This window comes from Acidibrevibacterium fodinaquatile (assembly GCF_003352165.1).
Lineage (GTDB): Bacteria > Pseudomonadota > Alphaproteobacteria > Acetobacterales > Acetobacteraceae > Acidibrevibacterium > Acidibrevibacterium fodinaquatile.
Window position 1 is genome coordinate 2,919,316 of sequence record NZ_CP029176.1, and the last position, 13,633, is coordinate 2,932,948.

Sequence of the window (13,633 nt, forward strand, 5' to 3'; positions counted from 1 at the left end):
GGCATCTTTTTAAGAAAATAGCATAAAATGATACGGACGCCGTGGGATCGCCAGCGCGGCGACGCATCATTAACGAAGCCTATACCGAAAACTGTCATCGTCAGGTATCAAAGGCTATAAAACATTCTTTCGGCCATCCATGTCCGCGACCAGCCTCGACGAATCGAGCGCACTCGACTTGCTCCGGGTTCAAACCGCGATCCTCGGGGATCTGGCGGCTGGGTTTTCGGCTGATTTTCTCGCCGTCCGGGTCTGCCATCTTGCGGAACACTATGTCCCGGGACGGATCGCGAGCATCATGGCGATGCGCGAGGACGGCCGGCTCGGCATTTTCGCCGCCCCGAGTGCCCCGCCCGGCATGATCGCCGCGCTTGATGGCCTGGCCCCCGGGGGTCGTGCCGGCTCTTGCGGGGTGGCCGCTTTCCACAACCGCCCGACCTATGTCGACGATGCCCAAAACGATCCCCGCTGGGCCGATCTCGCCGCTGTGGCGCGAGATTTCGACATCCGCTCGTGCTGGAGCTATCCGATCCGGCAGGGGGATCGTTTGATCGGCACCTTCGCGCTGACCGGCGGCGAAGGCGGCCTGCCCGATGCCCGCGCGCAGGTTTGGCTCGAAAACATCGCGGCCATCGCTGGCAACATCCTGCAGGCCGCGCGTCAGCAAACCCTGCAGCGACGCCAGAATCGGCGCTTGCAACGTCTGGCGCAGTTTCACGCCATGCTCGCCGAGGTCAACCAGATCGCCGCGAGCCGGCCAGATCAAGCGACCTTTTATGCCGAAATCTGTCGCGTTGCCACGAGCGGCGGCGAAATGCCGCTCGCTTGGATCGGTGTGCCGGACGAGACCTCCCGCTTTCAGATTATCGCCGCGAGCGGCGCGGTCGGGTATCTCGACGAGATCGTCATCTCGAGCGACCCCGACCGGCCGGAAGGGCAAGGACCGGCCGGCACGGCCTGGCGCAGCGGGGCGCCGGTGGCGATCCAGAGCTTTGCCGTTGACGAACGCTACCAGCCCTGGCGCGCGCGCGCCCGCGTCTTCAAATTGGGGGCGGCGACGGCGCTGCCCCTCAAGGTCAAGGGGCAGCCACGGGCGTTGCTTTCGCTCTATGCCCGGGAAGACGATGTGCTCGACGAGGAATTCGCCTCTCTGCTCGGCGAACTCGCGTTCGATATCGGCCTCGCGCTCGAGGCGATCGAGCAGCAGCAAAGCGTCGAGCGCTTGCACGGCCTCTATAACGCCCTCCTCGCCGCCACCGACTCCCTACTCCTGCAACGCGATGAGCAGGCGGTCATGAGGCGGACCTGCGAGCATCTCGCGACCTGTGGCCTGTTTGATGCGGTATGGATCGCGGGCATTGATCAGGATGGTTGGGTCCGGATGCGGGTCGGCCATGGGCACGGTGTGCATGTGCTCGACGGTATGGCGGTGCGTCTCGAGCAGGAAAACGCGCCGCTGACGGTGCGCGCTTTACGATCGGGGCGGGTGCATCAGTGCAATAATTATTTCGTCGACCCTTCGTTTGCGCCCTGGCATCGCTTTCTCGAACAGCGCAACTGGATTTCTGGCGCGGCGGCGCCGATTTTTCGTGGCGGCGCGGTGTATTCGGCCTTGGTGTTCAGCTCTCGCCTTCCCAATTGTTTCGATCAGGAGGTGCTCGATCTCATCGCCAAGGTGGCGCAACTCATTGGACATGGCTTGGACGAGATCGATCTCAAAGCCCGGCTCGAGTATGAGCGGCAACAGCAATTCCATCTCGCCCGCCACGACAGACTGACCGGCCTTCCCAATCGTCTGCAATTTGAGGAGCATGTCCAGCGCGCGATTGCGCGCGCGCGGCGTCAGCGCGGCTTTCTTGCCATCGGCCTCCTCGATCTCGATGATTTCAAGCCGATCAATGATGTCTGGGGCCATGCCAGCGGGGACTTGCTGTTGCGCGAGCTTGCGGCGCGTTTGCGCGCCTTGCTGCGCGAGAGCGATCTTCTCGCGCGCTTTGGCGGCGATGAATTCGTTCTTGCCATCGAGGGGCTAAACGAGATCAGCACGCTTCCCGTCCTGCTCAACCGGTTGCAATCTTCGGTCGAAAAACCCTTCGATCTCGGTGACGGGCTCAGCGTTTCCACGGCTTTCAGCCTCGGCATCGCGCTCTTTCCCGATGACGGCGACAATCCCGATCTCTTGCTCCGCCGCGCCGACGCGGCCCTTTATGTCGCCAAGGCGAACAAGGCGCGGCGGTCGCAATGGTGGCACCGCTGGAGCGCCGAAACCCTCGCGGAAAAGGAATTCCGGCTGACGCTGCCCGACCCTTACGGTCCCGAGGCGGCGCGCGTTCTCTCATCCTTGCCGCAGATCAAGGCCCTGCTGACCGAGGAGTTCGTCACCGATTTCTATCACCATTTGGTGACATATCCGAAGGGCGAGACGCTTCTTGAGCATGTCAGCGAGCCGGAATTCGCGCATCTCAAAAATAAACAATTACAGTCGCTCGATGGTTTGTTCGAGCCGAAGATCAGCCGTGAGGGTATTTTCGAAAAGGCGCAATATCTCGGGCGCGTCTATGCCCTGACGAATGTCGAAAGCGCCGTGATCGCTCAAGGCGTCGGCATTTTTCAGACCTTGCTCGGCCAGAAACTGCTGCTCCAACCCCTGCGCGCGGAAGAGCGGCAGGCGCTGTTGCAGATCGTCGGGGCACGGCTCCAAGATATGATGGCGGCACAAATCGCCGCCCATGAGCGAACCGTCGCGACCTATTTCTCTTTCCTGCTGCGCTCTCCCGAGCGTGACGGCGGCCTTTGGGACAGCCGGCTTTGGATCGATGTCGCGCAGGCGCATTTGGAGGCGCTATCGGGTCTGCCCGGCATCATCGGCGCGGAATTGCTGCGCCCTGACAGCAACGGCGTGTTCGAGATCGAGGTCAGCGGCGGCGCCGCGAAACATGGCATCCGGCCGATCTGGCGAGAGGATGGCCAATCGCCGCATCTCGATGACAGCGACCCGCGTGGCCGCGGCCTGTTGGCGGCGGCCTGGCGTAGCCAGGAGATGCAAATTTGCCCCAATTATGCGACCGATCCAAGGGTTTTGCCCTGGCGCGAGGCGATGGCCGCGGTCGGCATCTGCAGCGCCGCGGTTTTGCCGGTCGAGGACATGCGCGGCCGGCCGGTCTTCGTGCTGGCATTGCTCGGCGCCTATCCCAGGCAATTCTCCTCAGTCTGGATGCGGCAATTCTGCACCGGGATCATGCAACGTCTCAGCCTGTTGTGGCAGCAGAGCGAAGCCGCGTCACGCGAGGTCGTTCCCGAAATGATCGCCGAGCGGTGGCGCGCGCGCCTATTTTCCGGCGGGTTGCAGATGCACTACCAGCCCCTGATCGACTTCCCGACCGGCAGACCCTATCAGGTCGAGGCGTTGGCGCGTCTTGTGCTCGAGGATGGCGACGTTTTGCTGCCGGGGCAATTTCTGTCGGCGCTCGGCGAAAGCGATCTCGATCTCTTGTTTCGCCTCGGTCTCTCCCAAGCGCTGCAGCGACTGCGCGAGTGGGATGCGGCGGGATTGTCGCTCAGTGTCTCGATCAACCTGCCGCCGGCGACATTGCTGCGCCGCGAGTGCGCGCTTTGGGTGCGCGAGGCGCTGGCCGAGACCGGGATCGCCGCGCACCGGCTCTGTCTTGAAATTCTCGAAACCGGGCGCCTCGATCGCGACGAGGCGCAACGCGAAGCGACCTTGCAGCAGATCGCCGCACTCGGGGTCCGTTTCGCGATGGACGATCTCGGGTCGGGGTTCAGCTCGCTCCAGCGTCTGCGCATGCTGCCATTTCATGCCGTGAAAATCGACCAAAGTCTGGTGCGCAACGCCCGCCGTGATCCGATCCGGGTGCTCGGCTTCATCGGCGCGCTGGTGCAACTCGGGCGGGATCTCGAACTCGATGTGGTGCTCGAGGGATTGGAGAGCGAGGCATTGGTCGAAGCGGCGGCGATCCTGCGCGCCAAGGCGGGGCAGGGCTTCGCGTTCGCGAAACCGATGCCGGCGTCAATGGTGGTGGAATGGGCGAGACACTTTACCCTCAACATCGATCGCTATGCCCCGCGCACGGCGCTCGGGGCGCTCGCCGCGCAATGGCGGTTCGCGCATAGCGGCGGTCGCACCGTCATGTCCGCCGATCGCTGCGCGGTCGGCCGCTTCATCGCCGCGAGCGATCTCCTCGGCAGCGAGATCGACGCGCTGCATCGCGAGGTTCATGAAATCGCCCACCAGGAGGGGCTGCACAGCGAGCGCTACCGCGCGCTGGCGGCACGCCTGCAAGCAGCGTTGCTCGCTTTGATGGCGGCGCCCGACGCGGCGGGCTGATCGTCTCGTCGCCGGCGTCTCACCGTCGCGCGCGGAGCAGGAACACCGCCTGCTCGCCGAACAGATTGGCAAGCCACGGCGCCCGCCGCCATGGCGCCCGCCGCCCCGCATCATCGGCGGCGAGCCAACGCTCCACCGCATAACCGTCGGCGGCGCAGAGTTCGAAAAAATCACGGATGGTGCAGGGATGGATGTTGGGCGTCTCATACCACATCCGGTCCCAGGTCGCGGTCATCGGCATCCGCCCGCGCGTGAGCAATTGCCAGCGCACCCGCCAATGGCCGAAATTGGGAAAGCTCACCACCGCGCGCGCGCCGATCCGCAGCATCTGGCGCAAGACCTCGCGCGGCCGCCCGACCGCCTGCAAGGTTCGTGACAACACGACATAGTCGAAGGCGCCATCAGGATAATGGGCGAGGTCGCTGTCGGCATTCCCCTGCATCACCGGCAAGCCGTGCGCCACCGCTTGCGTTACTTCCCGCATGTCGATCTCGATGCCGCGCGCGTCACAGGCTTTGGTGTGAAAGAGATGCGCGATCAGCGTCCCCTCGCCGCAGCCGATATCGAGAACGCGGGTTTTGGGGGCGATCATGCCGGCGATCAGTTCGAGATCGACGCGCAGGTTTTTCGCGAGATGGCGCACCCGCGCCGCCGGCTCGGCCGTGGTCACGAGAGCCCCGCGTGCTGGGCGCAGCCATCGAGAAAGCCGCGGAGCGTGCGATGAAAATCGGGTTCGTCGAGGAGAAACGCGTCATGGCCCTTGTCGGTCTCGATCTCGACGAAACTGACATTGGCGGCGACGCGGTTGAGGGCGCGCACGATGGCGCGGCTCTCGCTGGTCGGAAACAACCAGTCGGAGCTGAAGGAAACCACGCAAAAGCGGGTTTTCGTCCCAGCGAACGCCTGCGCGAGATCGCCACCATGATCGGCGGCGAGGTCGAAATAATCCATCGCCCGGGTGATCGCGAGATAGGCGTTGGCGTCGAACCGGCGCACGAAACTCGACCCCTGGTGTTGGAGATAGCTCTCGACCTCGAAGACATCGGAATAGGGCCCGAGGACCGAGGCGCCGGCACGGAGCCGGCGGCCGAATTTACGCGTCAAGGCCTGCTCGCTGAGATAGGTGATGTGCGCGACCATGCGCGCGACCGCAAGCCCGCGCGCCGGCACCCGCCCGCTTTGCCAATAGCGTCCGCCCTCCCAATCGGGATCGGCGAAGATGGCTTGCCGGCCGACCTCGTTGAAAGCGATATTCTGCGCCGAATGATAGGCGGCGGTCGCGATCGGGATGGCGGCGAAAACCTGCTCGGGGAACGTCGCCGCCCATTCCAGCACCTGCATCCCGCCCATCGACCCACCGATCACCGCAAACAGACGCGTAATGCCGAGATGGGCGATCAGACGCTGTTGCGCGCGCACCATGTCGCGAATGGTGACAGCCGGGAAATCGGTACCCCATAGCCGGCTTTCGTCATCATCTTTCGGGCTGCGCGGCCCGCTCGATCCCATGCAGCCGCCGAGCACATTGGCGCAGATCACGAAATAGCGCTCGGTATCGACCGGCTGGCCCGGCCCGACCAGCATCTCCCACCAGCCCGGCTTGCCGGTCAGCGGATGCCGCTCGGCGACGTACTGATCGCCGGTCAGGGCATGGCAGACCAGAATGGCGTTGCTGCGCGCCGCATTGAGCGTGCCATAGCAGCGATAGGCGACGATGAGGCGCGGCAACGTGACGCCGCTATCGAGGGTAAGACCGTCCTCGAACACGACGTGCTGATGCGCGATCGCTTGCGGCGCCAAAACCTGCTTCACGCCCTCGTCCATAAGCGCGCACCCATCGTCGCGCAACCACCGCGCCAGCAAGGGGGAAGCAGGGGTGTTTGCAGGCCCGGATGGTTCGGCTATCAGAGGGCGAAAGCACCGATCCGGAAACATGTCCTCAACCGATCCCCTTCCCCGCGCCGCGCCCGAGACCGAGGGCGCGCGCTTGCCGCCGCGAAGCCTCGAGGCGCTGCGTGCCGAACTCGACGCCATCGACGATGCCCTGCTTGCGACCTTGCAGCGCCGCGCCGCGGTGGTCGCCGAGGTCGCGGCCCTGAAAAATGGTGGCGTCCCGCTTCGCCCCGGGCGCGAGGCGGCGATCCTCCGCCGCCTTCTCGGCAAGGCCGCCGGCGGCCCCTTGCCGCGCCAGGCGGTGGTCCGCGTCTGGCGCGAGATTTTAGCCGGCTCGCTCGCCCAGCAGGGCCATTTCGCGGTCGCCGTCGGTGAGCCGGGCGGCAGCCAGAAGGGCGCGATCGGTCTTCTCGCGCGCGAGCATTTCGGGGCGTTGACGCCGCTGCATCTCCACCGCAGCGCCTCGCAGGCGATCGGCGACGTCGCCGCCGGCGTCGCCGCGGTCGTGGTGCTGCCGCTGCCGGCGGAAGAGGATGCCGGCAGCGCCTTGTGGTGGACGTCTCTCCTGCATCAGGACAGGATGTCGCCCGGCCGCGCCGAGGGGCGCGCCGACCTCGGCGGCGGGCGCATCCACATCATCGCCCGCCTACCGTTCTGGGCGCCGCGACCCGAGGGGGCGCCGCGCGCCGCGGCTTTCGTCGCCGCCGCCATTGCCCCCGATGCAAGCGGCGCCGATCGCACCCTGTTTGGCCTCGAATTCCCCGCCGAGACCAGCCGCGCCCGCCTCGCGAGCCAAATCGCCGCTGCCGGCCTCAGCGCCGGCACCATTCTGCTGCGCCGCGAGGGCGAGCAAAAAATCGCCCAGGCGCTGGTCGATCTTGCCGGTTTCATCGCGGAAGACGATCCCCGGCTTGCCGCCATCGAAGGGCTTTTGCGCCCCGCCGTGCGGCTCGGCGCCTATGCCGAGCCGTTTGAGGATGACCAGCCATGAGCACAGCGATGGGGCCGCGCCCACGCCCCGAAATTCTCACCATCGCCCCCTATATCGGCGGCGAATCCCATGTCCCCGGCGTCAACCGGGTGCTCAAGCTCTCCTCCAATGAGGGTGCGTTCGGCGCCCCGCCCGGCGCGCAGGCGGCCTATATCCGGCTCGCCTCCGAGATTTTCCGCTACCCCGACGGCGCCGCAAGCGATCTCCGCGCCGCTATCGGTGCCCGTTTCGGCCTCGATCCGGCGCGCATCGTCTGTGGCAATGGTTCGGATGATCTGATCTATCAGCTCGCCCTCTCCTATGGCGGCGCCGGCACCGAGCTGATCATGACCCGGCACGGGTTTTCCATGTATCATATCGCCGGTCGCTATGCCGGCATGCGCGTGATCAAGGTGCCCGAACGCAACCTCACCGCCGATGTCGATGCCATTCTCGCCGCCGTCTCGCCGGCAACGCGCCTCGTCTGCCTCGCCAACCCCAATAACCCGACCGGAAGCCTGCTCACCGCGCGCGAGATTACGCGGCTGCGCGCTGGTTTGCCGGCCGAGGTGCTGCTTTTGCTTGACGCCGCTTATGCCGAATACGTCACCCGCACCGATTACGAGCCGGGTGCTGCCTTCGTCGACGCCGGCGACAATGTCGTGATGACGCGGACATTTTCGAAGATCTTCGGCCTGGGCGGGCTTCGTCTCGGCTGGGCCTATGCGCCGCCTGCGGTGATCGATGTCATGAACCGGGTGCGCAACCCCTTCAACACCAATGCCGCGGCGCAGGCGGCGGCGATCGCGGCGCTAGCCGAACCCGGCTGGGTGGAAAAAAGCCGCGAACATAACACGCTCTGGCGCCAGCGCCTCGGGGACGCGTTGCGCGCTCTGGGCATCACCATCTGGCCGAGCGAGGGCAATTTCCTGCTCGCCGATTTCGCGACCCCTGAGCGTGCCACCGCGGCCAACGCCCATCTCCGCGAGCGAGGCATCATCGTCCGGCCGATGGGCGGCTATGATCTGCCGCACTGTCTCCGCATCACCATCGGCACGGCGGAGGAATGCGAGCTGGTCGCGGCGGCGCTCTCTGACTTCATGGCCGGCACGCCGCATGGCTGAGCCGGTTTTCCGCCGCCTCGCGCTGATCGGCGTCGGGCTGATCGGCAGTTCGATCGCGCACCGCGCGCGCGCCGGCGGCGATCTCGCCGGCGAAATCGTCGCCTGCGCGCAAAGTGCCGCAACCCGCGCGCGGGTGCGCGAACTCGGCCTTGCCGACCGTATCGAGGAAGATCCGGCGGCGGCGGTGGCCGGGGCCGATGGCGTCATGCTCTGCACCCCGGTCGGCACCTATGGCGCGATCGCGGCGGCCATGGCGCCGGCGCTCACGCCGGGGGCGATCGTGAGCGACGTCGGCTCGACCAAGCAATCGGTGCTCCGCGACGTCGCCCCGCATCTCCCCGAAGGCGTGCATTTCGTCCCCGGTCACCCTTTGGCCGGCACCGAGCATTCCGGCCCCGATGCCGGTTTCGCGACCCTTTTCGAGGGCCGCTGGACGATTTTGACGCCGCCCGCGGCGTGCGACCCCGCGGCGGTGGCACGGGTCAGCGAATTCTGGCGCCGCTGTGGCGCGATGGTCGAGACCATGGAGGCCGGGCATCACGACCGGGTGCTCGCGATCGTGAGCCATCTGCCGCATCTCATCGCTTTTACGATCTGCGGCACCGCCGACGATCTCGCCGATGAGAGCCGCAGTCAGGTTTTGAAATTCGCCGCCAGCGGCTTTCGCGATTTCACCCGCATCGCCGCCTCCGACCCGGTGATGTGGCGCGACGTGTTCTTGAACAACCGCGAGGCGCTGCTCGAGATGCTGGCGCGCTTCATGGAGGACGCGCAGGCGATGGCGCGCGCGGTGCGCTGGGCGGATGGCGCCTATATCGAGGACAAGGTCAAGCGCGGCCGCAAGATCCGCCAGAGCCTGATCGATCTCAATCAGGCGTGAGGGCACGGCGGGCGCGACGTCGTTAGCCGACGCGGGGCGGCTGCATGACGTCGCGAAATTGCGGCGCATCGAGGGCGTTGCGCGCGAGGGTCGCGAGAAAGCCGAGTGCCAGGGTTTGCGCTTGCGCGGCGATCGGCGTCGCGGGATCGAGGGCGACGGCGGTGGCGTTTTGCAGAGGCTGGCGATCACGCTCACGGCCGGAGGCGAGATCGTAGAGCCGCATATCGATATCGGCGAAGGCCGCGAGGTCGGTCACCGCGACGATTTCGAAGCGATGCAGCGTGAGGCGGAGCCCGAGCGTCGGCGCGGCGTCAAGCGCGAGTTCGCCGCGTTGCTCGAGGCCGGCGGTGAAGCGCTGCTGCACCAGCCGCGCGATCGGATAGGGCGCGGTCAGGGTTTCACGGAAGCTGCCATCGGTGCCGCGCACCTCGCCGAGCCAATCTGGCTTGGCGCGGCGGCGGTCGAGCACCTGCGGCAGGCCGATGGCGGCGTTGGCCGGGGGTGTCGGCGCCGTGCAGGCGGCGAGCCATGGCACGAATAAAAGCGCGCGCCGCGAGCACGCGCCGAGGCTGCGGGATGCGGCGCCGTCAGGCGGCGCGGAGCGCGCTCGGCAATCCGGCAATGGCCTGATCCACGAGCGCGCTGCCGGCCTCGGCGGTGAGATCGTGGGCGATCACCTCGCGCGCGGCGGTGATGGCGACGTCGGTGGTGGCGCGGCGCAACTCGGCGAGGGCGGCCTTCTCGGCGGCAGCGATGCGCATATGGGCCATTTCCTCGCGGCGCTTGGCGTTGGCCTCGGCCTCCTCGCGAATCGCCTGGGCCAAGCGGGCTGCCTCGATTTCGGCCTTTTCGAGCAGCGCATTGGCTTCGGCCAGCGCGGTTTCGCGTTTGCGCGTCGCCTCGCGCAGCATGTCCTCGGCCTCGCGGCGCAACCGCGCCGCTTCCTCGAGTTCATGGCGGATCGCGGCGGCGCGGGCATCGAGCATCGCCGTCAGCGCCGCGAACAAGCGCTTGCCGAACAGCACGAAGAACAGCACGAAGGCGACCGCAACCCAGAAGGTTGGGCGCTCCCAGAAAATACCGCTCAGCGCTTCCCGTTCCATCAGAGGGTTCCTTCTCTCAGCCCGCCGCCCGGCCCGCGAGCGCGCGGTCGACCGCGGTGGTGACCGCGCCGGCATCGGGGGCGAAGCCGGCAAGGCGGGTGACCAGGATCGCCGCGGTTTCGCATGCGGCTTCGCGTAACGCGCCCTTCGCCGCCTGTTCGGCGGCGAGGATACGCGCCTCGGCGGCATCAAGATCGGCTTTGAGCCGAGCCTCGAGAGCACTGGCATGGGCCAGGGCCTCGTGTTTTGCCCGCTCGGTCGCGCCGGCGATGGCCGCCCCCGCCTCGGCATGGGCATGGCGAGCCGCGGCATTCAGCTCGGCGATGGCGTCATCGGCGGTTTTTTTGGCGGCATGGGCGGCATCGAGATCGCCCTTGATGCGCCGCGCCCGCTCGGCCAGCACCGAGGCGACGCGCGGCAGCCCCCATTGGGCGAGCAGCAAATAGAGGGCCAAGAAGATGATGGCGAGCCACACCACCTGGCTGATCAGCAGCTTGTTGGCAAAGTCGAGCTGCGGCATGCCCTTTTCCGCCGCCTGAGCGAAGGCGGGAAAAGCGACCAAAGGTAGCGAGGCGGCGAGACGGCGTGGCATCATGTCTTCCATCACATCCCCCGCCGGCACAGACGCCGGCGGTCATGGGCGGTTGCGGTCGCGGCCGGAGCGGCTCAGGCGAACAGGATGAGGAAGGCGATGAGGAGCGCAAACAGCGCCACCGCTTCCGTCAGCGCGAAGCCGAGAATGCCGATGCCGAACACCTGATCGCGCGAGGCCGGATTGCGGGCAACACTGCTGACCAGCGAGGAGAAGATGTTGCCAATGCCGATGCCGACCCCGGCGAGCGCGATGACGGCGATACCGGCCCCGAGGGCTTTGGCTGCGTTGACGTCCATGGTGTGGTCCTTTCCGTTGACGAGATTGGGGGGGAATGCCTGCCGGGCGGGCTCAGTGCAGATGCACCGCGTCATGCAGGTAGATGCAGGTAAGGATGGCGAACACATAGGCTTGCAGGAACGCCACCAGAAGCTCGAACCCCATCAGCGCGATATTGAGCGCGAGCGGGCCGAGCGCGACCGCGTAGCCAAGCGCGCCGAGCGCGCCGGCGAGCATCAGCATAAAGCTCGCGAACACCTCGAACATCACGTGCCCGGCGGTCATGTTGGCGAAAAGACGAATGGAGAGCGAAACCGGGCGCGAGAGATAGGAAAGGATTTCGATCGGGATGATCAGCGGCGCGAGCAGTTTCGGCGCACCGGCCGGAAAGAAATAGGTGAAGAAATGCAGACCATGGATGCGCAGCGCAACCAGCGTCACCAAAACGATGACCAAAATCGCAAGCGCGCCGGTCACCATAATATGGCTGGTGAAGGTGAAGAAATAGGGAAACAGGCCGAGCAGATTGCCCATCAGGATGAAGGTGAACAGCGTGAAGATGAAGGGAAAAAACCGCTTTCCCTCCTCGCCGATCTGATCGAGGCACATGGTGTAGATGAAATCATAGAGATATTCGGCCAGGGCCTGCAGCCGGCCGGGGACGATGGCGCGCGGCTTCATGCCGAAATAGAGCAGCCCGAGAATGATCGCGCCGGCGAGCAGCATGATTTCGTTGGCGTTGGTGAAATTCACCGCGCCACCGACCTCGCCGAGGCCATGACCGAGGCGGAACTGCCCCAGAGCGTCGATCGCTGAACCTTCTGCCGCCAAGACCGTCTTCCCTCTCCAGACCAGCCGCGCCGGCCGATCGCGTCACCAAACCGCGAGCCACGTTAGCCTCTAGCGCCGGCCGCGCGGGCCGACCAGACGCCAGACATTCATCACCCCGGCCGCCCCGCCGAGCGGCACGAAAACCGCGAGAAACAGCGGCCTCGTATGCAGCCAGCGATCCAGCCAATAGCCGATGGCGACCGCGACCGCGAGCGCCGAAGCCAATTCCACGCCGACCCTGAGGCCCAAGGCAAGGGCGTTGGGCGGCAAATCCGTGCCTTGCGGCGAGGCGTCCGGCCGATCAAGCCCCTGGCGCTCGCGGGCCGCGGCCAGCCGCGCCTCGAATGACGCCGCGCCGCGCTCCTCATCCTCGCCGGCCTGATCTTCGTCCATGCGCTCCTCGCTCGGCGGCGGGTTCCACCGGAAGGCAGGCGCTTGCTAGAGGCCAGGGGCGATCTCGTCAAGAATGCTTGAAGCGCATCTTGCCATGAGCGGCCATCTTTCGCACCATCGTCGGCCTCATCGGGAGGACATCATGGCCGGAATGGTGCTGTATTCGGAAACGCTCTACCCGGACGACGCGGTGGAGCGCGGGATTTTCGGCCCTGACATCGGCGTCGTCTTCGCGCGCGCGGCGCGGATCGCGGAGATCCCCGACTCACTCGCGGCGGAAGCCGAGGGGCTGATGATTTTCCGCCATTTTCTGACCGGCGACGACCTCGCGCGGTTTCCCCGCCTGCGCGCCGTCGTGCGCATGGGGGTCGGCTATGATCGGCTCGACCGCGCCGCCTGCGCCCGCCGCGGCATTCTGGTCTGCAACGTTCCCGATTACGGCACCACCGAGGTCGCCGATCACGCGATGGCGCTGGCCTTGGCGCTCCGTCGCGGCTTGCTGCTCCACCACGCGGCGCAGCGTGCCGCCCCGCCGGCCGCCTGGACCTATCTCGACCATCCCCTGATCCGGCGGAACGACACGCTCACCTTTGGCATTCTCGGTCTCGGCCGCATCGGCACCGCGGTCGCGCTGCGCGCCAAGGCGTTCGGCGCCCGCGTCATCGCCTATGACCCGTATCAGCCCAATGGCGTCGAGCGCGCGCTCGGCATCGCGCGGGCGCGAAGCCTCGAGGATCTGCTCGCCGCAGCCGACACGCTTTCGCTCCACACCCCGCTCACGCCCGAGACGCGGGGGATGATCGGGGCGGCGGAACTCGCGAAGCTGCCGCGTGGCGCGGTGGTGGTGAACACGGCGCGCGGGCCGATTCTCGATATCGAGGCGTTGGCGGCGGCGATGCAGTCTGGGCATATCGCCGGCGCCGGCCTCGACGTGCTGCCGGTCGAGCCGCCGGTCGAGCCGATCCCGACTCTGCTCGCAGCCTACCGCGCGCGCGCGCCTTGGGTCGAAGGGCGGCTGATCATCACCCCGCATTCGGCGTTCCATACGCCAGAAGCCTGGCACGACATCCGCGTCAAATCGGCGGAAACCATGCGCGCCGCCCTCCTCGGCCCGCGCCCGCAGAACGTGATCACCCCCGAAATGTTCTAAACTGGCGCTGAGCGGGACCCTGGCCCTCTCTTCGGCGCGTATTTTCAAGCGTCTAGCCACGATGCCGGGCGGA

General features: G+C 66.5%; 13 protein-coding genes. 5 read left to right on the forward strand and 8 right to left on the reverse strand.

What is annotated here, in order from left to right; translation table 11 throughout:
• The first annotated feature begins 139 nt into the window (after positions 1-139).
• Positions 140-4,345: a GAF domain-containing protein gene (locus tag DEF76_RS13870; RefSeq protein ID WP_114912842.1), complete on the forward strand. Its 4,206-nt coding sequence runs from the start codon at positions 140-142 to the stop codon at positions 4,343-4,345.
• A 19-nt stretch (positions 4,346-4,364) separates the two neighbouring features.
• Here the strand turns inward: DEF76_RS13870 and metW are convergent, their stop codons facing one another.
• Together metW and metX are read right to left on the reverse strand one after the other, a co-directional pair.
• A complete protein-coding gene (gene metW / locus DEF76_RS13875; RefSeq protein ID WP_114913897.1) occupies positions 4,365-4,967 on the reverse strand; it encodes a methionine biosynthesis protein MetW in 603 nt (200 codons plus the stop codon).
• A gap of 44 nt (positions 4,968-5,011) precedes the next feature.
• The gene (metX, locus tag DEF76_RS13880; protein WP_114912843.1) at positions 5,012-6,169 is read right to left on the reverse strand and encodes a homoserine O-acetyltransferase MetX; all 1,158 of its coding nucleotides are present in this window, start codon (positions 6,167-6,169) and stop codon (positions 5,012-5,014) included.
• 109 nt (positions 6,170-6,278) lie between these two features.
• On the opposite strand from metX, the gene DEF76_RS13885 reads away from it, so the two are divergent.
• Genes DEF76_RS13885 through DEF76_RS13895 form a run of 3 tightly spaced genes read left to right on the forward strand, consistent with a single transcriptional unit; the run spans position 6,279 to position 9,212 of the window.
• On the forward strand, positions 6,279-7,229 hold the full coding sequence (locus DEF76_RS13885; RefSeq protein ID WP_114912844.1) for a chorismate mutase: 951 nt from the start codon (positions 6,279-6,281) through the stop codon (positions 7,227-7,229).
• Positions 7,226-8,332: a histidinol-phosphate transaminase gene (gene hisC / locus DEF76_RS13890; RefSeq protein ID WP_162800668.1), complete on the forward strand. Its 1,107-nt coding sequence runs from the start codon at positions 7,226-7,228 to the stop codon at positions 8,330-8,332. The genes DEF76_RS13885 and hisC overlap by 4 nt, the downstream gene beginning before the upstream one ends.
• Positions 8,325-9,212 carry a prephenate/arogenate dehydrogenase family protein gene (locus tag DEF76_RS13895; protein WP_114912846.1) on the forward strand — a complete coding sequence of 296 codons (888 nt, stop codon included), beginning with the start codon at positions 8,325-8,327 and terminating at the stop codon, positions 9,210-9,212. The genes hisC and DEF76_RS13895 overlap by 8 nt, the downstream gene beginning before the upstream one ends.
• 22 nt (positions 9,213-9,234) lie before the next feature.
• Here the strand turns inward: DEF76_RS13895 and DEF76_RS13900 are convergent, their stop codons facing one another.
• From DEF76_RS13900 to DEF76_RS13925, 6 genes are all read right to left on the reverse strand, one after another.
• Complete coding sequence (locus tag DEF76_RS13900; RefSeq protein WP_114912847.1) at positions 9,235-9,834, reverse strand: YajG family lipoprotein; 600 nt, start codon at positions 9,832-9,834, stop codon at positions 9,235-9,237.
• Entirely contained in the window at positions 9,800-10,315 is a 516-nt protein-coding gene (locus DEF76_RS13905; RefSeq protein WP_114912848.1) for a F0F1 ATP synthase subunit B family protein, read from the reverse strand. Before DEF76_RS13905 ends, DEF76_RS13900 begins: the two co-directional genes overlap by 35 nt.
• Positions 10,316-10,331: 16 nt before the next feature.
• The gene (locus tag DEF76_RS13910; RefSeq protein WP_240319010.1) at positions 10,332-10,910 is read right to left on the reverse strand and encodes a F0F1 ATP synthase subunit B family protein; all 579 of its coding nucleotides are present in this window, start codon (positions 10,908-10,910) and stop codon (positions 10,332-10,334) included.
• A 71-nt stretch (positions 10,911-10,981) separates the two neighbouring features.
• Complete coding sequence (locus tag DEF76_RS13915) at positions 10,982-11,206, reverse strand: ATP synthase subunit C family protein (RefSeq protein WP_114912850.1); 225 nt, start codon at positions 11,204-11,206, stop codon at positions 10,982-10,984.
• Between the two features lie 52 nt (positions 11,207-11,258).
• Positions 11,259-12,017, reverse strand: a complete 759-nt coding sequence (locus DEF76_RS13920) for a F0F1 ATP synthase subunit A (RefSeq protein WP_114912851.1) — start codon at positions 12,015-12,017, stop codon at positions 11,259-11,261.
• A 69-nt stretch (positions 12,018-12,086) separates the two neighbouring features.
• Positions 12,087-12,410, reverse strand: a complete 324-nt coding sequence (locus tag DEF76_RS13925) for an AtpZ/AtpI family protein (RefSeq protein WP_114912852.1) — start codon at positions 12,408-12,410, stop codon at positions 12,087-12,089.
• Positions 12,411-12,552: 142 nt separating this feature from the next.
• On the opposite strand from DEF76_RS13925, the gene DEF76_RS13930 reads away from it, so the two are divergent.
• Positions 12,553-13,560: a C-terminal binding protein gene (locus DEF76_RS13930; protein ID WP_240319011.1), complete on the forward strand. Its 1,008-nt coding sequence runs from the start codon at positions 12,553-12,555 to the stop codon at positions 13,558-13,560.
• Positions 13,561-13,633: the final 73 nt, after the last annotated feature.

Coding starts and splice junctions, on each gene's coding strand:
- DEF76_RS13885 (WP_114912844.1), top strand. CDS start 6,279: ATGTCCTCAACCGATCCCCTTCCCCGCGCCGCGCCCGAGACCGAGGGC.
- DEF76_RS13870 (WP_114912842.1), top strand. CDS start 140: ATGTCCGCGACCAGCCTCGACGAATCGAGCGCACTCGACTTGCTCCGG.
- DEF76_RS13925 (WP_114912852.1), bottom strand. CDS start 12,410: ATGGACGAAGATCAGGCCGGCGAGGATGAGGAGCGCGGCGCGGCGTCA.
- DEF76_RS13930 (WP_240319011.1), top strand. CDS start 12,553: ATGGCCGGAATGGTGCTGTATTCGGAAACGCTCTACCCGGACGACGCG.
- DEF76_RS13895 (WP_114912846.1), top strand. CDS start 8,325: ATGGCTGAGCCGGTTTTCCGCCGCCTCGCGCTGATCGGCGTCGGGCTG.
- DEF76_RS13910 (WP_240319010.1), bottom strand. CDS start 10,910: ATGATGCCACGCCGTCTCGCCGCCTCGCTACCTTTGGTCGCTTTTCCC.
- DEF76_RS13915 (WP_114912850.1), bottom strand. CDS start 11,206: ATGGACGTCAACGCAGCCAAAGCCCTCGGGGCCGGTATCGCCGTCATC.
- metX (WP_114912843.1), bottom strand. CDS start 6,169: ATGGACGAGGGCGTGAAGCAGGTTTTGGCGCCGCAAGCGATCGCGCAT.
- DEF76_RS13905 (WP_114912848.1), bottom strand. CDS start 10,315: ATGGAACGGGAAGCGCTGAGCGGTATTTTCTGGGAGCGCCCAACCTTC.
- hisC (WP_162800668.1), top strand. CDS start 7,226: ATGAGCACAGCGATGGGGCCGCGCCCACGCCCCGAAATTCTCACCATC.